This is a genomic window from uncultured Methanobrevibacter sp., assembly GCF_934746965.1.
Classification (GTDB): domain Archaea; phylum Methanobacteriota; class Methanobacteria; order Methanobacteriales; family Methanobacteriaceae; genus Methanocatella.
In genome coordinates this window covers 108,589-134,683 of the sequence record NZ_CAKVFS010000003.1, presented here as the reverse complement: position 1 = coordinate 134,683, position 26,095 = coordinate 108,589, and the positions used below count along the sequence as shown (strand labels likewise).

The window sequence follows — 26,095 nt, the reverse complement described above, 5'->3', positions numbered from 1 at the left end:
TTAATTAAATCTCTTAAGCAATAGTTAAAGTTCTTCCAACTTGATAACCATTCCATGTTGAAGTAATGATATACTTACCAGCAATTAAATTAATATTTAATTTAGCAATACCATTTTCATCAGAGGTTTTATTATAAACTACTCCATTTACATTAAATGTTACAGTTTGATTAGCTAATGGATTACCTTGTCCATCTAAAACAGTAGCATTAAATGTAGATCCATCTTTATAATTCATAGATAAATCTTTAGTAATTAAAGTTGAATTTACAGTAACATTATTTCCAACTGCATATCCTTCATAAATAGTAGTAATTATATATTTACCTGGGTTTAAGTTAATATTTAATTTAGCTGTACCATTAGTGACTTCTCTAACATAAAATACACCATTAATATTAAATGTTACATTAGTACCATTAGCTAAAGTTCCATCTTTATTAAATACTTTAACAATAAATTGAGATTCGTTTTTAAAGTATTTTACTAAATCATTAGTTTCAACATTTGACAAAACAGTAATATTAAATCCTTTTTGTTCATTATTTTCAAGATTGGTTGCAGTTAAAATGTATTCTCCATGTCTTAAGTTAATAGCTAATCTTGCAGTACCATTTTCATTAGTTTGACGTGTATATATCACACCATTAATATTAAATGTTACATTAGTACCATTAGCTAATGTTTTACCATCTTTACCATAGAATGTTGCAAAGAATTGAGTTCCATTTTGATAAATTTTAACAATATTATTACCAAATATAGATGAAGTAATATTAATACTTGAATTTACAGTAGTTTTATTGTAATTAGCTGATACTTCAAAGAATCCAGGATATAAATTAATATTCATAGATGCTATACCACTTTCATTAGTATTTCTAGTATAAGTTACACCATTAACAATAAATGTAATGGTAGCATTAACAATAGGATTGTTTTTAGCATCAGTTAAAATAGCTTGAAGTTTACCATCAGTGCCATACATTTTAACAAGTTCTGGAACAGTTAAGATAAATTTAGGACCATTATTTTCTACAATAGTGTCCTTATTGCTAAATTTAACAGCATCATCACCTAAACCAACATTAGCAATTAAATAATTATATGTTATTACTCCAGCACCAGTAGTATTAATTGCATAATCACCATTGGTTTTAACAGTACAATTAGTTATAGTTACATTACCAGAAGCTATTTTAATACCAACAGTTTCAGCAATAATAGAATCTCCACATTTACTTGCATTACCAATATTATTACCATTAGTAATTATTTCATTTTTAATTAATGTTAATAAATTTGCACTAGATGCAATACCTACAGTAAAGTTACCTACAAGAGATACATTGTTATTTAATAAAGTTTCATTATATCCACTTAAATAGATACCATAGATATAACTAGAATTACCTACAACATCGTTACCATCATAAGTAATATTATTAGTTTTAGGGAAACTACTTGAGTAAATACCATATGCAAAATTAGGAGAATCTACTAAAATTTCATTATTTTTAATAATGCCAGTAGAACCACCATTTATTTGAATACCTGCAGCATAATTATTATCAGAAATAGTATAAATACCATTAGAATCGATTGTTATATTTTTAGAACCAATATTAATTCCATAAGTATAACTATGACCTTTAGTAGTTATATTATTATTTTTTATAGATACATTATTTCCAGAAGCAATATTTAAAGCATAAATAGTATCATAAGTTCCATTAAAATTATTATAGTTTACAATAATATTATTTGAATTTATATTCAAATTATTAGATTCTTCAATGAACATACCTGTAGATTTTACAGTAGCATCATAAGTAATTGGATCATAACTTACAGGAACAGATGGAATACTAATTAACATATTATTATTTAAAATATTTACATTATTAGACGCAAATATGCAAATAGCATAAGTCAAATCTTTAGTATTTTCACTAGTAAAGTTAATAGTATTATTATTAATAGTTAAATTAACTAAATGACCACCTAAAATTGCAAATGAATTACCATCAGAATTTTTATTAAATAAAATAATATTATTACTTATGTTAATATTCTCACAATTTTCCATTACAATAGGTGCTTCTACAGAACCATCATTTACAATAAAAGTAAAATTATCTACTGAAACATCATCCCCAGTAATGAAAATAGGAGTATTAATTAAACTAGCATTTTTACCAATTAAATTAATTTTTCTAGTAATTTTTACACCATCTATATTAAGATTTGTAAAATTACCTTCAAAAATCAAATCAGAAAATGTAATATAATCTCTTAAACAACCTTCTTCATCAAAATAATCAAAAAATGTATCATTTGTAACTGTATTTCCAACTACATTAAATGAAGTAGTAGAACTAATTCCATTATAAATTGCAGTTACATTATGTTTGCCTATTTCTAAATTTTCAAAGATTGTACTTGCACTACCATTAATAATAATTCCAGACTGATTAATTTTACCATCTAAGATAAAACTAATATTACCTGCAGTAGTATTTGGAATTATATTAGCTTCAACAATTGCATTTTCACCATAACTAATATTTTCAGCAGATACAGTTATAGAAGCATTATTTATTGCTGAATCACTAACAACATCATTATATGTTGCTACAGTATTTATGCTTTCAGAAGATACAACAACATCATCTGTCGTGTTTTCATTAGCAGAAACTGCTGAAAGTGAAAGAGCAACTATTGCAACAAGAAGCAAAACAAATATCTTTTTATTCATAGTTAATCTCTCCATTTATAAATATATTATCCACATCCATAATTTAACATTATTCTAAAATAGTATCATATTATGAATGTATGTAATATATATTTACAAAAAATAGAATATAATCTTTTTGAATAGAATAAATGATTATATCGTTATTAAATTACATGAAAAACAAGATTTGATAAAATTAAAAAGAAAAAAGTAAAAAAGAATTTAAAAAAAAATCTCTTAAGCAATTGTAATTTTGTTTCCTACCATGTAATCATCCCATATTGATGTTATGATGTATTGGCCTTTGTTTAAGTTTATGTTTAGTTTAGCTACACCGTTTTCATCAGTTATTTTGTTGTAGAATACTCCGTTGACGTTGAATGTTATTTTTTGGTTAGCTAGTGGGTTTCCTTGTTTATCCAATGCAATTGCATTGAATGTTGATCCGTCTTTGTAATTCATAGAGAGGTCTGTTGTTTTTAGTGTTGGTAGGACTGTTATGTTGTTAGCTATTGCGTATCCTTCGTATTCTGAGGTTATTATGTAGTTTCCTGGTCTTAGGTTGATTTTTAATGTAGCTATTCCGTTTTCGTCAGTTACACGTTTGTAGAATACTCCGTTGATGTTGAAGTTTACTTCTTCACCTGTTACTATTTTACCGTCTTTTCCAATGATTTTTACGCTGAATTGTGATTCATTTTGGAAATATTTTACTAAATCATAATTTTCAGCAATTAATGGTTTTACAACCACTTTATTAGAGTTTTCCTCACCAGTCACAAGATTATAATTAGTAATAATATACTCCCCAGGTCTTAAATTAATATTTAACCTAGCAACACCCTCATTAGTAGTATTTCTATAGTAGAACACACCATTAATATTAAATTTAACAGCAGTGTTTATTAATGGATTACCATTTGAATCCAGGAATAAAGCATAATACTGAGTACCGTTTCTAAACATTTTAACAATATCATCACCAACAACAACAGATTTAACTGTTACAGTAGAATTTACAATTGTGTTATTATAACTAGCTGATACCTTATAAACACCCGGATTTAAATTAATATTCATTGAGGCAATACCGTCACCATTTGTAAGTCTTGTATATTTAATATTGTTAACAGTAAATACAATAGATACATTGATGATTGGATTTCCTTGACTGTCTAATAAAATAGCAGTGAGTTTATCACTATTACCATAAAATTTAATAAGTTCATTAACATCTAACTTAAATTCTAAAGGAATTATTATTATATCTTGATCCAATTTAAAGGAATTATATTTATTATCTCCAGAATAATAAATTGTTACAGTATAATTTCCTCCAGCTAAATTAGAAATAAGCAACTTACCAACACCATCTTTTATATCAATACTATAATGTTTATCCCCAATAACAGCAGTTACATTACCAGTAGCATCTTTTGGTAAAATAACCTCAATTATTACTGTATTATCTTCAACAGTAATATTTGTTTTAATATCTGAAGAATATTTATTTATATTAAATGTAGCACTAACTGTCGTAGATTCATATAATTCATTACCTTCATATTTAGCTATAACCTCATATTTACCAGTAACTAAATTATTTAAAGATAATTTGGCTTTATTATTAATAATTGGAACTATATATTCTTTATTATTAATAACAAATATTATATCACCATTTGCACCACCAGTAATTTCTGCACTAATAATCAAATCAGATCCAACAAATACATCATCACAGATTAAATCAATATCAACAGGTATTTTATTAATTGTTACATTGTTTGATATTTTTGATGCTGCATAATAACCATTACCTTCAAAAATCACCTCAACAAGATGATTTCCAATACCTAACTTAGATGCTGGAATGTTAATTTTACCAAATTTATCAGTGATTTTTTTCCAAACATATCCACCACATTTAATTATTACTTCCATACCATCTAATCCAGTTCCATTAAAGTCAGTTAATGTAATTGTATAATTATCACCAATGATTAATTCATTATTTTTAACTGTAATTACAGTCATATACTCACTAGGAGTATTATTAAATATTTTATTTAATTTTGAAGTAGTATAAACAGATTTATCACCTAAAAGTTTAGAAGATACCAAATAATTATCTTCAACAATATTAACCATAATATTACGTTTATCAATCATTATAGTATAATCACCAGTAGTAATTATTTTATTTTTATAAGCATTTAATTTAGAATATTTTGCAGAATTTTTATCAGCAGTTATTAAAATACCTGTATTTTCTCCTCCAAGAATATCTCCACCAGTAATAGTTCCAATTCCACTTCCTAAAGAATTAATTATGTTATTTGTCACTTCAAGATTTTTAGAAGATGAAATAATACCCATAGTTATATTACCTTTAGCAGTTATATTATTTCCACTAACAAACTCATCAGTTCCCATAAGCTCCATACCATATACAGTATGAGAATTAGCTATTATAGTATTGTTTATATAATCTAAATTAACTGCACCATTTATTGCTTGAGAATATATTCCGTAAACAACACTTAAAGCTTCAACAACTATTGAGTTATTATATACTCTTCCAGATATAGGACCATCTAACTCAATAGCATTCGCATAATAAGAATCACATTTAGAAGTAATAATATTATTTGCACAATCAATATTCAAACATCCATAAACATTAAATTCACTGTCCATTACACTTACAAATTTTAAAGCATAAGTATAATTATGTCCAGTTACATCAATCACGTTAAATTTAATAACAGGATTTTTAGATGCTTTTATTATAATTCCTTCTATAGTATCATACATTCCACTAAATGCATTATATGAATTTGTGATTTTATTATTTAATATTTTAATATTATCAGATTTATCTACAAATAATGCAACACTGTAAGTTATAGCTTCATATGTTACCCTATCATAATCAATTGCAAGAGAAGGCATTTTAGCATTGATAATATTATTATCAATTATTGCATTATCACAATTAGAAATATGAACTGGATGATTTATAGTTTTACCCTTACTTTGACCTAAATAATTAATACTATTGTTAATCAATTGTAATTCATTTACTTTATCACAATAAATAGCTATAGTATCAGAAATACCTGAATCATTAAAATTAATTAATGAATTTTTAATTATTATATTTCCACAATTAACAACATAAATTCCATAATCCTGTTTATTTATATTTATTGTGAAATTATCTACAGATATATTATTTCCTAATAATTCTAAATAAATATTATTTAAAGTAGCTGAATTAACACCTTTAATAGTCATAGAACGATCAATTGTAATAGTATTTAATCCAAGATTAATAAATGAACCTGAAAATATCAATTCATTAGCAGTGATTTCTTCTTTAAGTAAACCATTTACATCAAAGAAGTCGAAAAATGTTGAATTTGTTACTATTAAACTAGTTGATATAACCTTAAGAACAGATTTATTCATACTTTGATAATAAACATTATTAACATCTACATATTTTGCAAGTATCGTATAATTCCCTTTAGAATAATTATTAGATAATGTTAAAGTAGCTAAACCGTTTTTAACTTCACTAGTGCCAACTAATTTACCATTAACATAAAATTCAACAAACCCAATATTTACATTAACTTTATTGATATCTTTTACATTAGCTATTAAATCAATATCCCTACCTAAATTAACAATAACATCTGAAATTTCCAATGTAGTATTTAATTTATCAGATGATAAATAAATAATCTGATTATCAATAATAGCTGAAATAATGGTTATCTTATCAACTACAAGATATTCTATAGTATATTGATTATTATATGTTTTAGTTGGAGTTATAATTGATACAGGACGTGAAAATAGTAATGGATTATTTAATTTAGATCCATCATTTAAAGTATCCAATGCTACAGTTAATATAACAGTATTTCCTTGAATAATTGGAGTGTTATTAATAAAAGTCATTATTATCCATTTAGTTACATCTACACCAGAAACAAAATTGACTGCTCCTTCATTAGTTCCCCACCAATTATTATCAGCAGTTATTTTAGTAGTTGCATAACTAGTAATTCCTTTATAAATAGAAAATTTAGAATTGTTAATTAAAATTGAATTAGAAATATCTAAAGTTGAAGCCCTAATATAAATTCCACCAGCAATAGAATCTATATTATCTTCAAATAGTGAGTTAATTATATCTAATTTACCTATTGTTTCTAAATTTCCACCAATAAAACAAATTGCTCCTCCACCATAATTTTCAGGAGAATTAGCAGAATTATTAATAAATTTTGAATTAATAATTTTCATTCTATTAACAAGTTGAAGAGAATAAATAGCTCCTCCTGCAAAATTTCCAGAAACTGAATTAGAAATAAATGAACAATTATCAATTAATACAGTTCCACCAATAGCTTGAGCATAAATAGCTCCACCACCATGTTTATTTTCTCCAGTAGCCACATTATTTTCAAATATAACATTCTGGAACTTAATATTTACATAGTCATCATTGAATTTATCAATAAAAATCGCTCCACCAATTGTTGCTTTATTATTAGCTATTGTTGAATTAATTATTGTTAAATTACCAACACTATAAATTGCCCCACCATTCTTATTAGATTTTGAATTAGTAAATGTAGTATTGATTAATGTTAAATCACCAGCATTTCCAATTAAAGCTCCACTTTCACTTAATGTTCTACCATTTGAAAAATTAATATTTTTAATAATTACTTTTCCTCCAAGAATGTATAAAACACGACTAACATCTCCACCACTTAAAGTTACATCACCATTACCAGTAATATTATATGTTCCATCAATTTTTACATCCATAACTATATAAGTTCCTTTAATAATTATGATATTACCGTTTTTATTAATAGCTATTGCTTTTTCAAGAGAAGCTACTGGAGAATTTATAGATCCATCATTTGTATCTTTACCATCTACAGAAACATAAGTTGTTCCATTGTAATAATTTGAATTTAAATTTAATGTAATTGTTTCATTATCAAATTTAATAAATATAATATTATTGGAAGATGTTAAAACACTGTATTTTGAAGTAGCTACTCCATTATTAATTATTGGATTATTTTTAGTTAAATAACCTGTAACTGTGCTAAAATTAACAGTTAAACCATCAAATGCATGATTATTTGCAATTGTACCATTTTTACCATTACGAGTTATATAATGATTTAAATTAGCTTCAATATCTATAACATCATAAAGAACTGGAATTCCTTTATCTTCATAATTTACTTGGAGAATAATCCAACTATCTAAAATAACCCCACTGCAAACAAGACTTAATGGATCTTTATTAGAACCCCACCAATTAAAATTTGCATTTACATAAATATTACTAGTTAAATCTCCATGTTGAATAATCATATTATTTGGAACGTTATTATTAAAAATAGCACAATTATTAATGTTTAATGTAATATTATTATTTGAAGAAGACTTATCATTATAAATAATTCCATAAACAGTTGAATCCACTAAAACTGTATTATTATAGATTCTTGAATTAATTATATTTAAAACAGCACTAGAGCTACTTAAGTCCTGATTAATTATAATTGCACGAGTACCTTTATTATTAACAATTGTATTATTGTCAATTATTATATTACTCCCTAAATTTTGAATTACTGCAGGACAATTTTTCGCATAATTTTCACGAATTATGGAATTAGTAATATTTAAAGTAGAAGTTCTTGCATAGATTACGGCATTATTTGCAATATTATCATAAAATTCACAATTATCAACAAGAACCTTTGAATTTTCAGTGTAAATCACAGATCCACATTTTGCAGTATTATTGAAAAATTTAGAACTTTTAATTGTCAAATCTCCACCATATGATTGTATAGTTCCATCACCTGCTGCATTATTCAAATAAAATTCAGAATTTTCAATTATGACTTTTGAAGAATCAGTATTATAAATAGCTGACCCTCCTTTATTCCACCCAGAACTTACAGTATTAGTATTATTATAAAATTTAGAATTAAAAATTGTAATAGAACCTTTATTTGTATTATAAATAGCTGCTCCCCCATTTGTTGCAGAATTTCCATAGAAATTAATGGAATTTAAATATAAATTAGCTCCATTATTATAAATAACTCCACCATAACCATTTTTAAATGCATTATTAATATTTAAATTATTTAAATAAACCATTATCCCTGAGTTAAAAGTAAATATTGTCCCAGAAGTCTTACCATCAATAATAACATTTCCACGACCAGTTATATTCAAGTTTTTATCTATATTTAAATTATTTTCCATATACTTACCTGGAAGAATAATTATTTTACCAGTAGTTGTTAATTTAATCGCGACAGCAATTGTTTTAACAGGACTAAGTTCAGAACCTTCATTAGAATCATCTCCATTTTCAGAAACATATATAATATCCAGTTCTTTAGCTACAATTGTAATATTGGCTTTTTGATTATCTAATATAGAATAAACAATATTTTCCCCAGATTTAACAACATAATCAAGTTTAGCCAATCCATTTTCAATAGCTACAATTTTTTTAAATCCATCTTGGAATTCAAAAGTAATATTTCCATAATCTGGAAGCTTTTCAATTAAACTACCAATATTTCCATTAACATCCTTATATTTAGTTAAACCAGAAATTACTTTAATATTACTTCCAGCAACAATATTAGTTGAAGGAACATAATTCATATTTAATATAACCCAATTATTTATTTTATTTTTTGCATCATTAACTAAAACACCAAAATCTGGATTATCAATACCCCACCAATTATAATCATAAATACTAGTTCCTCTTGAAGCACCATTAACAATAGTATTTCCATTATAATCTGTGTTATTTAAAAAAATAGAATGAGTTACATTAATATAAGAATTAACTTGTTGAATAACACCTATTGCTCCATTAATACCTTTATTATTTACAAATACAGATTTGGTAATTTCAAATAAAACATCAGTTGTAAGACCCACACGAATAACTACACCATATTTATCAGATGTTTGTGTAAACATACCTTTAGCATCTAAAGTATTATTAATAAAACGACAATTGTTAATTCTAAAATCTGCACCACTATTGCTTACGCCAATGATTCCCCCAGCATTAGTAGTAGAATAAATATTTTCAAAAGTACAATTTTCAATTAATGTAGAATATTTAGAATCACTAAATGATAAAATACTTCCAGCAGATTTACCATTAATAAACCTTGAATTAATTACTGTTGTTGTTTTTGTATTTTCATCAGCATATACAACAGTATTTAAACTATTTAAAAAATTAGAATTATTAATAATTAAGTCACCAAGATTATAAAATACAAGTTTATTATTATTAAAAGTAGAATTTAATACATATAATACGTTTTTATTAACAATAGCAGCATCAGTATATTCCCCTTTACAATTTACAACATTAATATTTTTAAGTGTTAATATACCATCATTTGTAATAAATGAATTATATGAATTCCCACCTGTTAAATTAACATTGCCTCCCCCTTCAATTGTAACAATTTTTGAAGAGAGAATAGAAATAGAAGAATAAGAATATGATCCATCAAGCAGTATAATACTTCCATTATTTGGAACTATATTTAATGCATGAGTTAAACTAGCTAATGATTTATCTTTTGTTAAACCATCATTTGAATCACTACCCTCTTTTGAAACATAAATAGTGTTTGAATTAGAATCATCTAAAACAAAATTATCATTAAAAGCAGTGATTTCTTGAGAAGAATCCATAACTGTAGTAGATACATTATTTACCTCCCCATAATCCATTGCACTTACTATATTAATACTAAAAATCATTAATATTAATAAGACGATTATCAAAGTCCATTTCAATTTATTCAAAGTCATCACTTTTTTCAATTAATTATATAAAAATAAAAAATACTTTAATATTTATTAATTATAATTTAATTATTAATAATACTTTCCAATTAATTAAAACAAAAAATAAGAATTAAAAAAAAAGAAAATTTAACTTAAAATAAAATAAATAAGAGGTTATTAAACCTCTAAACTATAGTAATTTTGTTTCCCACTTGGTAATCATTCCATATGGAAGTAATGATATATTCACCTTTGTTTAAATTTATGTTTAAACTAGCAATACCATTTTCATCAGTTACTTTATTATAGAATACTCCATTTACATTGAAAGTTATTGTTTGGCCAGCAAGAGGATTTCCTTGTTCATCTAAAGCTGTCGCATTAAATGTTGATCCATCTTTATGATTCATAGTTAAATCTTGAGTCAATAATGTTGATTTAACTGTAATATTGTTTGATACTCTGCAACCTTCGTATTCAGCTGTGATAATATATGATCCTGGGTTTAAGTTAATTTTTAATGTAACTATTCCATTATCATCACTAATACGTTTATAGAAAACACCATTAATATTAAATGTTACTTCCTGATTAGCTGCAAGTTTACCATCTTTACCATAAACAGTAAAAGAGTATTGAGAATCATTTTTATAAATCATGATCATTTACAAATAATGATTTGACAGTAACATTATTAGAGTTTTCCTCACCAGTTACAAGATCATAATTAGTAATAATATAAGTACCTGGTAATAAATTAATATTTAATCTATATTTCACACCATTAACAACAAATGTTACATCCATATTAGCTATTGGATTTCCGTTTCCATCTAATAAAATTGCTACTAATCTATCAGAACCATGGAAATATTTTACCAAATCAACTACAGTTAAATTAACAGATGTTCTATCAATATTTAAAGTGGTAGTCATATTAGTTGAAGTATATTTGTCATCTCCCATGTAAATAACATTAACTTCATAATTACCTTTTGATAAATCGGATATTATGATTTTTGCACCACCATTATTTGCTTTTCCAGTATAATTAACACCATTAACAATAGCTACAACATCACTAGTAGCATCTTCAGGTAAAACAACATCAATAACAGCATTTTCCCCTACATTAATATCATTTGCACTAACATCAAAAGTATATTTATCTACTTTAAATACGGAAAATGAAGTAGTATTCTCTGATTCTAAATATCCCTTGAATTTGTCATATTTAGCTGTAACAGTATAAGTACCTTCAGCTAAATTATTTAATCTTAAAATAGCCATACCATCAATGACATCCACATATTGAGTAGCACCATTTATTGTAAATAATACAACACCTTCAGTTGCATTAATTTTTGCAATAATAACTTCTTCACCACCAACAAAAATGTTTTGTGCTGTTAAAGTCAATAAAGTATCTACTGGTTTGACTAAAATTGTATTATTTATTGTTTTAGATGGTAAATAGTATCTATTTCCTTCAAATACAGAAGAGATATCATATAATCCATCAATTAAAGTTATATTTAAAGCAGCCATACCAGTTGCATTAGTAGTTCTTTCATATGTTACACCGTTTATTGTGAATTTAACAATGAATTAAATTTATCAACAGCCTTAGAGATAGATGCATATGGATTAAATTCAGATCCGTCACCTTTATCATCATCCCATCAGTTGAAACATGTATATTGTTGTCTACATTACCATTATCTGTAATTACAGCATCATTTAAATTACTACTTGAAAATACTTGAATATCATTTAAATCCAATGCAAATGATGAAGGGATTAAAATAAACACTAAAAATAATGTTAAGACTAACAAAAAATGTTTATTTAACCTATTGACATTTTTCATCTCCCATTTTTTATACAAATAATCTAAAATCAAATAAAGATTATGTTGAAATGAATTAAATTCATAACGATTAACATTTATGTCGTGTAAAATATATAACTATTTCTTTTAACTAGTGTTATAAAAATAGAATAAAACGGTTAAAATAAACAGATAAATAAGAAAAAAATAAACAAAAATAAATTATCTATATAGATATTTATTCGGATTCAAAAAATCATCTAGAAAAGTTATGAAATTTTCATTATCCAAGTCCAAATCATCTAATGAAAGCAAATCATAACTAGTAATCATGTTATTTAAAAGATTTTTACCTACTTTTATTAAAGATATATTTTCTGAAGTTAAAACATAAGAAATAAAATCATAAGGTGTAATAAATTCTCTAGAAATTTTAGAAACGATAAAATCATTTAAAACATAACAATTTTCAATCCCATGTTTTTCAATGAAATTTTGAGTTCCTTTTTTAACAAAAACCTTAGGACCATGATGAATTTTTGTATTATTTAATTTAGAAACACTCATTTCAAAAAGTAAAATAGCTATATTTTCTTCATCACTCCAATAATCAGATTGGTAAACAGAAAAATCTTCATCATTTAATTTTTCAACAAGAGACATAGTGGTCTTTCTAAGTTGAGGATGAAGAGTATCTAATGGAATATCTGGAATATTAAATTTAATAGCTATTAAATCTGTGCCTCTTTTTTTAAATTCTTCTAAAATTTCTTTTTTAGTGAATTTATTAGATGCTGGATAAAAATATTCTTTTTTATTATTACTATTTAAATAATTTCTTGCAGATTGAATAAATTCAGCCATTTTATCCAATCTTAAAGCTGCACCAACATTACGATTCATATCAGTTGGATCAATTACAATTAATGGATCATTGAATAATTTTGCAGTATTATAACCTTCTAAATCAATAGTTTGACCATATTTCCAATTTGAAGCTTCTTTTAATGTATTTTCAAAAGTACCATATTTTAAAATAAGTAATTCACATAGATATCCTGCAAATCCACCAACTTTAAATTCAGATCCATATGTTCCAGTCATGTCCATGAATCTTTTTAAAAGAAGAACTTCTTCATTTTGATTTACACCTAAATGAGATTTAATATATTTTGTATGTAAAATTGTTCTATCAACTGCAGATTTTAATTGACTCCCATTTTCAATTTTATAACATGGAACAAAATCTACTTCAAAACCACAAATTTCACTAGTTACATATGGATGAGATGCATAATGTTCACTAGGTTTTCCACAAAATTTATCACTACATTTATATCCCAAATATAAACCTGTTTTTTTAAGAGTTGAAACATCAACATCTAAAGGAAATGAAATAAAAATATCAATATCTGATTTTCCACTTAAATAGGTTTTTTTAGCTACAGAACCTACAAGTGATGCCTCAGCATCAATATTTTCATTCCTGCAGATTTCATTTAAATAATTAATTAATTCTTTTGAAATCTTAAGAATTTCATGACTTTCCTCTTTAGAAGGTTTAATTTCATTTAAAATTTGTTTATAATCCATTAAATCACAAATTGTAAGTTTTTAAGTTTTCATAAATTGGACCAGAAGGTTTTAAAGTACTTTTCTTTAAAGCAATATTTGAAACATTCATAGTTCCAATTTCAATATTTTCAAATTTTTCAATAACATCTTTAACTTGATTTTTATTCTTTGCTGATTTCATACGACCAATAGTAAGATGTGTTGAGAATTTTTTATCTTTATCAAAACCAATAGCTGCAAATTCTTCATCTAATTTATCATGTAACTGGGCTAAAAGTTTATTACTTTCAACACCTAGCCAAATAACTTTTATATGATTATTATTTGGAAACGCTCCACAACCATTTATTTTAATATCAAAAGGTTCAAAATCTTTAATTACCTCCTCAATTTTTTTAGAAATCAAATCAATACCTTCTGTATCAATATCTCCAAAAAATTTTAAGGTAAAATGCAAATTATTTAAATCAACATATTTAATATTTGCATCTATTTTCTTAAATTCTTTCATGATTTTATTTATTTTAGGTTTAAAATCATCATCTAAATCAATAGCTAAAAATGACCTAATTTGAGACATTAAAAAAACCTCATTGTTCAATAATTGTTTCATCAATAGCTATCCCAAAATGTCTAGCATTTGATTCAACATATACTTTAACTTTATCCCCTATTTTAATATCTGCTACTGATAATGGGTTGTTTTTAGCATCCACTATTCTAATTGTTTCTGCATTTTGAAGAAGAGTTCTTATTGTTTTACCTTCATATTCAGCTTCAATTAATAATAAAGGTCTTCTTTCAATTTTACTCCTTCCAACATATGCAGTTCTTGTTTCACCTTCATTATTAACAATTAAAACTTCATCTCCAGCAACAAGTTCTGATAAATATCTTGTTTTATTACCTGGAACCATTACATATGCTTGTACAGGACCAGCATTCACCCTAAATGGTCTTGATGCAACATACTCACTTTCAAGAGATTCACTATGTACTAAAAATAATGATTTGGAATAAGATCCAATTAACATACCTTCACCAGGTTTCATCATATCTGTAGTATCAATACATACCCTATCTCCAGAACCTAATGGTTTAACATTAGTAACAGTAGCTACTTTCAATTCATATTTTATTTTAGAAGCTTCATCAACTAATTGTGCTATTTTTTTAATTTGATTAAAATCATTAGCTTCAAATATTACTCCATCAGTACCATGTTCTAAAGTTTCAATAGCTAATTTAGCACCGTCTTCATCAGCTACAGCAGCTATTATTTCTACATCTACTTTTTGTAAATCAGCAATAATATTTTCTAAAGGAATTACTGTCCAATCAGTACTAACTAATATAATATAATCTACAATTGGACCTAAATTAACGGCCAATTGTTCATGATTTTTATCAGTGATTTTTACATAAGCACAAACAGTTTTACCTTCACTTTTAGCTTTTTTTGCTTCTTTTAAATCTTGTGATTGATTCAAATCTTCACTAAGGATTAAAGATCCATCACCTTCACCATTAATTCCAACAAGATAAATATCTGCATCATCACTATTAGAGATTATATTTACATTACCTAATTTTTGGATTTTATCACAGTCATCCAAATCAAAAACATAATCAATACCTGATTCCAATGCAGTTGTAATCATTTCTTTTTTATCATCCCATGGTTTATTAGGAGTCATTATCCAAGCGAATTTATTTTCCACAAAATCACCTTATTTTAAGAATTTTAAAGCTTCATTTACTTCTAAATCATTATGTACTACTTCTGAAATAGCTTTAGTTATTTTACCTGGGTTTTCAGCTTGGAAAAGGTTACGTCCAAATGCAACTCCTGCTCCACCAACTTCAATGGAATCTTTAACCATCTGTAATAATTCTTCATCAGTATCTACTTTTGGTCCACCAGCAATTACAACAGGTACTAATGCTCCTTCAACTACTTCTTTAAATGAATCAGGATCTCCAGTATAATTAGTTTTAACAATGTCAACACCAAGTTCAGAACCTACACGTGCAGCATGTTTAACTAATTCTACATCATGTTCATTTTCTACTTTTTGACCTCTTGGGTACATCATAGCTAAAAGAGGGATTCCCCAGTAACTACAAGTTTCAGAAATTTCACCTAATTCTTGTAACATATCACTTTCTGTTTCACTACCTAAGTTAACATGAACAGATACTGCATCTGCACCTAATTGAATAGCTTTTTCAACAGAAGTAACTATTACTTTGTTATTTGGATTTGGTGCTAATGAAGTACTTGCAGATAAATGAACAATAAGACCAATATCCTTACCATATCCCCTGTGACCTTGTTCTACAATACCTTTATGCATAAGTATTGCATCTGCTCCACCTTGAGAAATGCTTTCAACAGTTTTGTCTATATCTATAATACCTTTCATTGGACCATCAGAAACTCCATGGTCCATTGGAGCTATTACAGTTCTACCGGTATGTCTGTTAATGATTCTTTCTAAACGAATCTTTTTACCAATCATCATATTCAATACCTCATTTTTACTTATGAGTAATATTTTCTTCAATAAAGTATATAAATATTAAAGAAATTAAAAAATCATCAAGAATTTTTATTAAAATCACAATTATCATCTAATTTAACGAATATTCATTCATTTTATAAAATACACATTTTTATACACATAATATATTTATTCCCAATAAATATTAATTAGATTATTTACTACAATATTTTAAAAATTCGCAAATATTACAATAACTGCTTTTACATTTATTAAATTTATGATTATTAATTAAATTAACTGTATTTTCAATCTCTTCTTTTTGTTTATTTAAGTTAACTTCATTTATATCTAAATTAATAAGACTTCTTGATTTAATTGCATATATTTTTGATTCAACAATATCAATATTTTCATATTTAGAATCATTTTTTAAAGCTAAAGCATAAGTTAATAATTGTTGAGTGTATTTTTTCTTATTATATTCATTAAAATAAGTATTTTTATAATCCAAAATACCATATTTCCCATTTTTAGTTTTATAAATTAAATCAATAACTCCATCAAAACAGTAATCCTCTTTATCAATTGAAAATGGAACTTCCGAATCAACAACAGTTATTTTAAATCCAAATTCATTATAATAATCTACTATTGAATCAATATATTCATCAAATTCTTCATCTCTACCACCATGTAAATAGTAAACTTTACTAGCTATTTTACAGATATTTTCCTCAGATATTTTACCATTATGTTTAATTTCCTGATTTATATTATCTAATGCTTCATGAATAATTGAACCACTTTTTGTAACATATTTTTGTGAAAGTTTAAACTGTAATTTATTTAATAGATTATACCTAAACGGACAATTATTATAATCCGCAAAACTAGAATAACTTAGTTTAAGTTTATTTTTTTCTACTTTAGAACCTATACTACTTATAGAAACACTATTTAAATCCAAATAATTATCAAAATAAGAAGATATTCTTTTAATATCCTCTGGCATTTCATCAACAACAGACAACACCAAAACATCTTGAGCACGAGTCATAGCAACATAAATAACCCTATTTTCTTCAGCCAAACTTAATTTTATTTCATTATGTTCTGTGTAATCTTTATATTCAAGAAATTTATTAGGAGTATAAAATGTATCCTTCATATTAATATTATCTTTTTTACGTTCAGAATCTTTTGGAGATAATGGAAATTTATCTTTATTTAATGATGAAACAATTGTTACTGGAAATTCTAAACCTTTAGACTTATGAACAGTCATAAATTGAACTCCATCCGTTTTATTATTATAAGCACCGTAATTTTCAATAATATTAGTTAAAAAGAAAAATAATCCCCTAACATCACTATTAGATATTATTGATTCATAATTAAATATAATTCTTGAAATTTTAGCTAAATTTTCAAGTTCAAAATCATGACAATCATCATCAATAATTGATTCATCCAAATAACCACATAAATCTAATAATTCATAATAGACCTCTAAAATTGTTAATTTATTCTCATCATCTTCCTTGAAAATATTTTCTCTTAAATTTTCTAATTTATCGAAAAATTCTTTATCCCGTTTATTTTTAATTAAATTTAAATCAACAACAGGTTTATTGATATTTTTAAAAATTTCAATTAATATATCTTCATCTCTATTAAAAACACCGTTTAATTTCTTAATTCTACTTTTTTTACCTGTGAATTTTTCATAAATTTCTTTTTCTTTTTCTAAAATAGTTTCTTCATAATTGTCTTGTAATTCAGCCAAATATTCTTTAGTATCATTAGATAAATTCAAAAACTTAGGCTTGAAATCATAGCCACAAAAAGCTCTAAAATTCATCCATTCTCTTTCTAATCTAGACATCCCATATGAATGATCAATTTTACGAGTAATATAATAAAATAAAGTTAACACAGATTTAACTTCATCACTTTCTATTAAATCATCAGTTCCAGAAATAGAATAAGGAATGTTATTTCTTTTAAATTCTTCAATTAAAATAGGAATATTTTTATTTGAACTAATAGAACGATACAAAATAGCTACATCATCATATTGTTTAATTTTTCCAGTTTCCTTTAAATCTTTAATTAAATTAAATATTTTAATTGCTTCTTCTTCATAACTACTACTTTCTAAAATATAGGAATTATTATCTTCATTTCTAACCCCTAAAAGATGTTTTTTAGAATATTGCTTTCTTTGAGGTTTAATAAATGCTTCACTAGCTTGAATAATGTTATTTGTTGACCTGTAATTATAATTTAAACTAATTAACTTAGCATCATAAATATTATAAAATTCTTCAAAATAATCCTTAAAAGAACCTCTAAAAGAATAAATACTTTGATCAACATCACCTACAGCAGTGAAAGAATCTGTATTTTGAAGTAAAACTTTAAATAATTCTGCTTGAATGGAATCTGTGTCTTGAAATTCATCTATTAAAATATTTTTAAATTGTGTTATTGGATTTTCTCTTAAACTTTCAAGAGCTTTTATTTGAACTGTACTATAATCAACAGCATTGTACTTGTCAAGTAAGTTTAAGTATTTAGGATATGCTCTTGCTGTTTGCAAATATCTAGCATTATACCAAGATTTTTTAAATTCTTCATTATCTTTTACTTTTCTTAGTGGAAAAAACTTAAAAGAATTAACAAAATCAATATATTCCCGGTTAATTGGTCTTGTTTCAGCAATATATTTGATTAACAATTTAATATCAACTTGAAAAGTAGTATATTCATCAAATTTATCTATAACTGAGGGTATCTGATAATCAGCCAGATAAAATTCATTTTTAAAGCCTAGCTCATATTTATATTTTTGAATAAATAGTCTCTTTTTTTCACCAGAATCATCATCAAATAAGTTAGTTACAGTTCCTCTATTTTTAAGAAAATCAAAACAAAAAGAATGAATAGTAGAAATATGCATTTGATTAATTATATTTTTTGAAATATCTTTGGATAATCTTTCTTTAAGTTCATTTGCTGCTTTTTTTGTAAATGTAATAACAAGCAGACTATCTGGATTAATTTTTAACTCATTAATCAGAAATTTAATTCTTTCAATAATAACTTTTGTTTTACCTGATCCAGGTCCTGCCTCTACAAGTAATGGCTTATCTCCAACATATTCTACTACTTTTCGTTGATTTTCATTTAACATAACTAATAATCTTGTTAATAAATTATTTATAATTAGCTATTTTTCCCTTAAAGATGGAGTCCATAATTCAAACTCCTTAATTTGAGGAGGAATTCCTTCATCAATATAAGATTCCAAATGACCATTTTGTGATTTAAAATCATTACAACTTACAATAGCTGAATTACAAAAATCAACTAAACCTTTATTTCTAATTATTGAATGATTTGGTTTAAATGTTGATGACCAAATATAAAATACTTTAAAAACAGTGTCTGGATGATATCCTCCTCCCAAATCAACAGATAGAATATCACAATCTTGAATTAACTTAAAAACTTCTAAAAGAATTTCATGACGTCTTACATCACCCGATATAAATGTTAAATTTGAATAATTATTAGTTAATTTTTCCATTTTGGCAATAGCTTCTGGACTATTGTCTATAGATATTATATTAATATCATCAAATTTATCTAAAATTAGCTTTGTAGTTTTCCCTACATGACATCCAAGTTCTATTATATTATTTCCATTATTAAGTATGTTAAATAGTTCTTTCCTATATTCTTTTATATCATAGCTAATTTTTATCATATTTTATACCAATATTATCTAATTCATATATATTTAAGTTTTCAATATTTAAATTTTTGAAAACATCCTCATTATATGCAAATGCGAATACTGTATTTCCAAGCATAGCCATTGAAGAACCTAAAATATCATCTAAAGAATTAAAATAATCAACAAGTTTACTTACTTCATCAGACATTAAATTTGTTTTTTTTGAAAATTCAAAAGAAAAATCTAAAAAATTCTTAATTGATGAATCCCTCATAAATTTCTCTTTTAATTCTAAACCAACATTTGAAATTATTTTTTTATATTCTTCATCTTGAATAATAGAAGCAGTATCAATTTCACCAAATGTCTTAGTAGCTACAACTATTTTTTCATTTGGAAAAGACTTTATTTCACCAATTCCCGGAGCACCTTCTTTTGTTCGTAAAACAATCCCCTTACCTGTCTGAGCTATTACATCCCCCAAACCAGAACCAAGATTAATTTCTACATTATGAGCTATTTGACCACATTCTTCTAAACTATACCCTAAATTTAAAAATTCATTTAATCCAATAGCTAAACCTAATGCAGATGATGCTGATGTTCCAAATCCTGCTCCAATTGGAAGTTGGATGTCTTGAGTGATTTTGAGTGGTTTTTTAATATTTAAAATATCTAAAACTTCATTAATAACTGTGAAATCTCCCTGATTAACTTCAATTTCAAAAGTATCGCAAGTAGAAATCTTTGTTAAAACTCCTTTATTTACTAAAAAACCAACACCACATGATCCATTTTTTAAATGATTTGCATTATTTTTAATATTAAAAAAACCAGTAATGTGACCTGGAACAAAAACTGAAACTTCCATAGTATAGAATTACTATTTAATATTATTTAAATCTCATCACCATTTAATAAATTTATAATATTTCCATAAAAAACCCTAATAAAAAATATGTTTGAATAACTGTTTTTTACTTTTAAAACAGCAAAATTATTTTATGAATTTATTTATTAATTATAATATAAATTATTTTAAAAGCTTTTTTACATATAAAAATCAATTTTTTCATTAAACAAGTTAACTTTTATAATCAAAAATAAGATTTTAAAAATTTAAAATATAAAAAATATAAAAAAATTATTATTCTAAATTGTCATAATATTCATCAGATACTTCTTCTAACCATTCATTTGAAGTATTTTCACCTGGAACTTCAATAGCTATGTGGCTGAACCATGAATCTTTTTTAGCTCCATGCCAATGTTTAATTTCAGGTTTTATATTAACTACATCTCCAGGTTTTAAACTTTGAGGATTGCATCCCTCCTCTTGATACCAACCAAAACCTGCAGTACAAATTAATATTTGGCCTCCACCATTTGTAGCATGATGAACATGCCAATTATTTCTACAACCCGGTTCAAATGTAACATTAGCTAAAAATACATTTGAATCATCTACGTCAACCAATGGATTTAAATAAGATTGTCCAATGAAATATTTAGCAAATGCATCATTAGATTCACCTAATCCAAAAATATTTTCTTTATCAAATTCTTCTTTATCCATTTTAATTCATCTCCTTAAAAAATTCTTCTAATTTATCAAAAGGAATTCTTTCTATCTTATCATATAAATCAATGTGTTCTGCATCTTTTACTTCATAAAATTCTTTAGGTTCTAAAGCATTTTCATATGCATGTTCACTGAATATTCTAGAATGTGCTCTATCTCCTACAATAAACAAAATTGGTCTTGGAGAAATTTCACCAATATAATCTAATAAATTATAGTTCATCATAGATAGATTACTTGTTGTAGTGAATCCTCCTGTTGCATTTGAGTGATGACCTCTTTTTAATGCATAAAATCTTAACCATTCTGCATCAGGTTCTGGAATATCATCTGGAACCTCATTTAGTGGTTCTTCCCCAAACATAGGAATATATTCTGGTGAATTATTTTCAAAATCAATCCATCTTTGTTTAGAAATATTCTTTTTAGTTTCAAAAATTTCTTCTGGACTTTGACCCATTCTGGAAGCAAAGGTCATATCATACATACTTGCAGTAGCTACAGCCTTAATCCTTGTATCCATTTGTGCTGCAGATAATGCAAATCCTCCAGATCCACAGATTCCAATAACTCCTATTTTATTTTTATCTACAAAATTAACTTTAACACCTAAAAAATCAACACATGCACTGAAACTTTCACTAAATAAAGACGGATCAGAAATATGACGAGGTTCTCCTGCAGATTCACCCATATATACCTGATCAAAAGTTAATACAATAAAATCTCTTTTAGCTAATTCATCTGCATATACACAAGGTCCTTGTTCTTTTACTCCACCATAAGGAGCTCCAACAATTATTGCAGGGTATTTTTTAAGTTTATCAATATTTTTAGAATAATATAAATCTCCTGCGATTGCAATTCCATATCTATTATTAAACCTTACGTGCTGTCTTTCAACATTCTCACTTAATTTTTTAATATATCCTTTAGACATTTTAATCACATACCTCATTGATTATATTTAAAGCATTTAATGTTCTTGGAAACCCAATATAAGGCATTAAAATTGTAAGAGCACTTATAAGAATTTCTTTATTATTTCCAACAGCAAGATTTCCTCCAACATGCCCTCTTAATTGATTTTCACATCCTCCTAAAGAAGCAATTATTGAAAACGTAATTAATTCCCTATCTTGATCATTTAAAGACTTGCGAGTATAAAAATCCCCAAAGCAATAACCTTCAAGAAATGTATTAAAATGTTTTTGATCTTCTAAAGCATTGTTTCTCATTTCATCCATATTTTCTTTTCCAAAAAACCTGTCTTGAATTTCTCTACCCTTTTCAATCCTATTTTCAAAATTAGTTGTTTTTTGACTTTCTAAAGGTAAATCTATATCATTATCAATCAAAACATCATTTGTTACATTAAAAAAATCATATGCCTTACCTAAACCAATATATGGAACAGTTTGGTAAAGCACTTCCTTAAGTTCAATAGGAGTAATTTCAGATTTTAATACCTTATTAGCTATTTCTTTATATTGATTTATAGAATGATTTGTAATTAAACTAGCTAATGAAATAAGTATTCTACTTCTTTTTGGCAACGCAGAATTTTCCAACACTTCATTAGTAAAAAAATTATCATAAATTTCTGTAAAATCTGGGTCAAAATTTTTCATAATATCCACATTCATTAATTCAATAACAGCTGTTGCTAATTACAACAATGAAGTATTATGGAAAAAAGAATATATAAATGTTGCGAAATACAACAATAAAAATATTTTTAAGATAAAATCATGAATCATTATTAATCCAATTTCTGACCTTATCTCTTGAATTTAAAACATCACTTCCTTTAATCTCCAATCCTTTTCTAATATCAGCACCTTTACAAAGTTTTTTTAAATCTTTTTTAGATTTACCAAATCCAGAACCTTCATGAGTAACAAATGGTTTTACAATTTTATCTTTAAAATCTAAATTTTCTAACTGTAATGCAAGAACATTAGGTAATGTTCCCCACCAATTAGGAAATCCAATATAAATTTCCTCATAGTTACTAATGTCCACAAGTGTTTCTTTTAATTTTCTTGGATCATTTTCTTTTTTAACTATTTCAGTGCATTCACTGTAATCTTCAGGATAAGGAATTTCAGGTTCAACTTTAAAAACATCAGCATCAGTTATTTCTTTAATATAATCAACAATAACTTCAGTATTTCCTTTTTCAACAGTCTTTAAATCCCCACAATAATAATTTTCACCAGCACGAGAAAAATACAAAATTAAATCTTTAGACATGATAATATTCCCCATTATATTACATCTCTATGAAAAGTAGCTATTATATTTTACACCAATATTAATAATACTTAAAAAATACAGAAAAAATATATTTAAGTAACCTTTATTTATCATATCTAATAAAATCAATACTATAAAATTAATATTGGGGAGAAAAACTTTGAATAAAAGAATAGATTTACATATGCATAGTTTATTTAGTGACGGAGAATTATTACCCTCAGAATTAGCTAGAAGAGCAGTTAAATTAAATCATGAAGTTATAGCTATTACTGACCATGTTGATTATTCTAATGTTGAACAAATACCACAAATACAAAAAGCAATTGATGACATTAATGCCAATTGGAATATTAAAGTTATTTTAGGTGCTGAAGTAACACACGTGCCAACTGAATCCATTAATAATGTAGCAAAAAAAGCAAAAGAGTATGGAGCTCAAATTGTTGTTGTTCATGGAGAAACATTAAATGAACCTGTAATTGAAGGAACAAATTATGCTGCAGTAAACAGCGAATATGTGGATATTCTAGGTCATCCAGGTTTAATTACATATGAAGAAGCCCAAATTGCAAAAGAAAATGATATTTATTTAGAAATAAGTGCACGAAGTGGACATTGTCTTGGAAATGGTCATGTAGCAAAGATAGCTAATGAAATAGGTAACAAATTACTTGTAAATACAGATACACACTCACCAGATAACTTAATTACATTTGAAAAATCTTATGAAATAGCTTTAGGTGCTGGATTAAATAAAAAAGAAGCAATGAGAGCTATTGTTGATAATCCTCGCGAATTACTTAAATCTAAAGGGATTCTATGAAAGCATCAAGATTACTTAAAGAAATAAGAGAAAATCTTAAAGATTATCCCATAGAGTATCTTAAAAATAAAATAACAGATGTAAGATACCAAGATCCACTTACTAAATCATTAGCCAAATATAACTCAAGTGTTTATGATGAGATTTATGAAAAAGAACTTGTTGAAGATTTTAAAATAAATGATGGAGTTATTCAAAAAATAAAATGAGATATAAATTTTTATTTTGACAAATATGCTCCAAGTGATATTGAAACGAAAGAATTTACAAAATACATTTCCCTTTATTTAGCATTAATTGCTAAAAAACCATTACATCCTTATGGAAATAATCCTAAAGAAGATGAAGTTTACTTTAAGAATAATTGTTACTACTGTAAAGGAAGAATTAAATTCATAAAAGATAATCGATCACTTTGTAAATATTGTGTTTGCAAAAATCCACCATTTGCATTTTCATTTTAAATTTTTTTTAAAACTTTATATTGCAAAATTAAATCATCATCTAATTTAAATGAATCAAAAAGCTCTAATCTTACACCTTCATCCATAGTATCAAATCCTTCACCATCAAACAAAGTGTGTGACTCTCTACCACCTACAACAAAAGGAGCTACACATATCCTTATTTCATCAATTAAACCTTCCTTAATCATAGAAAAGTTTAAAGTTGAACCTCCTTCAAGCATTAAAGTTTTAATGTCCTGTTTATAAAGATAATCCATTAAAGAGTTTAAATCAACTTGTTTATTTCCGCTGAAAAAGAAATCAACACCAAGTTTAGTAAAATTAGCATATCTATCACCAACTATAAAATCATATTTATAGCTATTTGCACCAGCAATTATTGTCTTTGCATCATTATTAGTTATTCTGGAAGCTATTGGAGTTCTGCATTTACTATCTACCACAATACGGACTGGATTATCTTCAGGATTTGCATTAATTTTATGAACAGTTAATCTAGGATTATCTGCAATAACAGTATTAATTCCAACCATTATCCCATCAACTTCCTTTCTAAGTTCATGAACTCTTTTTAAATCTTTCTCGCCTGAAATATTAGAACTTCCAGTTTTAGTAGCTATTTTTCCATCTAATGTCATAGCTGCATTTAATATCACATAAGGCTTCATCTAAA

17 protein-coding genes and 1 pseudogene are annotated in these 26,095 nt (G+C 25.8%); 2 read left to right on the top strand and 16 right to left on the bottom strand.

Annotated elements, in window-relative coordinates; all coding sequences use genetic code 11:
* Positions 1-13 precede the first annotated feature (13 nt).
* The 15 genes from Q0984_RS03335 to Q0984_RS03265 form a co-directional block, all read right to left on the bottom strand.
* Entirely contained in the window at positions 14-2,758 is a 2,745-nt protein-coding gene (locus tag Q0984_RS03335; protein ID WP_299523542.1) for an Ig-like domain-containing protein, read from the bottom strand.
* A 219-nt stretch (positions 2,759-2,977) separates the two neighbouring features.
* Positions 2,978-10,606, bottom strand: a complete 7,629-nt coding sequence (locus Q0984_RS03330; RefSeq protein WP_299523813.1) for a hypothetical protein — start codon at positions 10,604-10,606, stop codon at positions 2,978-2,980.
* Positions 10,607-10,818: 212 nt separating this feature from the next.
* Positions 10,819-11,292: an Ig-like domain-containing protein gene (locus tag Q0984_RS03325; RefSeq protein ID WP_299523539.1), complete on the bottom strand. Its 474-nt coding sequence runs from the start codon at positions 11,290-11,292 to the stop codon at positions 10,819-10,821.
* Positions 11,282-12,181, bottom strand: coding sequence for a hypothetical protein (locus tag Q0984_RS03320; RefSeq protein ID WP_299523536.1), 900 nt, complete (start codon positions 12,179-12,181; stop codon positions 11,282-11,284). Before Q0984_RS03320 ends, Q0984_RS03325 begins: the two co-directional genes overlap by 11 nt.
* A gap of 505 nt (positions 12,182-12,686) precedes the next feature.
* Positions 12,687-14,057, bottom strand: coding sequence for a CCA tRNA nucleotidyltransferase (gene cca / locus Q0984_RS03315; protein WP_299523533.1), 1,371 nt, complete (start codon positions 14,055-14,057; stop codon positions 12,687-12,689).
* A 4-nt stretch (positions 14,058-14,061) separates the two neighbouring features.
* The gene (gene thpR / locus Q0984_RS03310; protein ID WP_299523530.1) at positions 14,062-14,619 is read right to left on the bottom strand and encodes an RNA 2',3'-cyclic phosphodiesterase; all 558 of its coding nucleotides are present in this window, start codon (positions 14,617-14,619) and stop codon (positions 14,062-14,064) included.
* 10 nt (positions 14,620-14,629) lie between these two features.
* Entirely contained in the window at positions 14,630-15,760 is a 1,131-nt protein-coding gene (locus tag Q0984_RS03305) for a 3-dehydroquinate synthase II (RefSeq protein WP_299523527.1), read from the bottom strand.
* A 9-nt stretch (positions 15,761-15,769) separates the two neighbouring features.
* Positions 15,770-16,564, bottom strand: a complete 795-nt coding sequence (locus Q0984_RS03300; protein WP_299523524.1) for a 2-amino-3,7-dideoxy-D-threo-hept-6-ulosonate synthase — start codon at positions 16,562-16,564, stop codon at positions 15,770-15,772.
* A gap of 193 nt (positions 16,565-16,757) precedes the next feature.
* Positions 16,758-19,742 (bottom strand): ATP-dependent DNA helicase, encoded by a 2,985-nt coding sequence (locus Q0984_RS03295; protein WP_299523521.1) that lies wholly within the window; start codon positions 19,740-19,742, stop codon positions 16,758-16,760.
* 36 nt (positions 19,743-19,778) lie between these two features.
* Positions 19,779-20,318, bottom strand: a complete 540-nt coding sequence (locus tag Q0984_RS03290; RefSeq protein ID WP_299523518.1) for a class I SAM-dependent methyltransferase — start codon at positions 20,316-20,318, stop codon at positions 19,779-19,781.
* The gene (locus Q0984_RS03285; RefSeq protein WP_299523515.1) at positions 20,305-21,159 is read right to left on the bottom strand and encodes a pantoate kinase; all 855 of its coding nucleotides are present in this window, start codon (positions 21,157-21,159) and stop codon (positions 20,305-20,307) included. Before Q0984_RS03285 ends, Q0984_RS03290 begins: the two co-directional genes overlap by 14 nt.
* A 276-nt stretch (positions 21,160-21,435) precedes the next feature.
* The gene (locus Q0984_RS03280; RefSeq protein WP_299523512.1) at positions 21,436-21,864 is read right to left on the bottom strand and encodes a cupin domain-containing protein; all 429 of its coding nucleotides are present in this window, start codon (positions 21,862-21,864) and stop codon (positions 21,436-21,438) included.
* Between the two features lies 1 nt (position 21,865).
* Entirely contained in the window at positions 21,866-22,810 is a 945-nt protein-coding gene (locus tag Q0984_RS03275) for an alpha/beta hydrolase (protein WP_299523509.1), read from the bottom strand.
* A 1-nt stretch (position 22,811) separates the two neighbouring features.
* A complete protein-coding gene (locus Q0984_RS03270) occupies positions 22,812-23,501 on the bottom strand; it encodes a carboxymuconolactone decarboxylase family protein (RefSeq protein ID WP_299523506.1) in 690 nt (229 codons plus the stop codon).
* 118 nt (positions 23,502-23,619) lie between these two features.
* A complete protein-coding gene (locus Q0984_RS03265) occupies positions 23,620-24,126 on the bottom strand; it encodes a flavodoxin (RefSeq protein ID WP_299523503.1) in 507 nt (168 codons plus the stop codon).
* Between the two features lie 163 nt (positions 24,127-24,289).
* Here Q0984_RS03265 and Q0984_RS03260 point away from each other — a divergent pair, with 163 nt between their 5' ends.
* The gene (locus Q0984_RS03260) at positions 24,290-24,955 is read left to right on the top strand and encodes a histidinol phosphate phosphatase domain-containing protein (protein WP_299523500.1); all 666 of its coding nucleotides are present in this window, start codon (positions 24,290-24,292) and stop codon (positions 24,953-24,955) included.
* Positions 24,952-25,419, top strand: a pseudogene (locus Q0984_RS03255) (DUF2115 family protein). Before Q0984_RS03260 ends, Q0984_RS03255 begins: the two are co-directional and overlap by 4 nt.
* Here the strand turns inward: Q0984_RS03255 and Q0984_RS03250 are convergent.
* On the bottom strand, positions 25,416-26,090 hold the full coding sequence (locus tag Q0984_RS03250) for a 2,5-diamino-6-(ribosylamino)-4(3H)-pyrimidinone 5'-phosphate reductase (RefSeq protein WP_299523498.1): 675 nt from the start codon (positions 26,088-26,090) through the stop codon (positions 25,416-25,418). The pseudogene Q0984_RS03255 and the gene Q0984_RS03250 sit on opposite strands and share 4 nt — an antisense overlap.
* Positions 26,091-26,095: the final 5 nt, after the last annotated feature.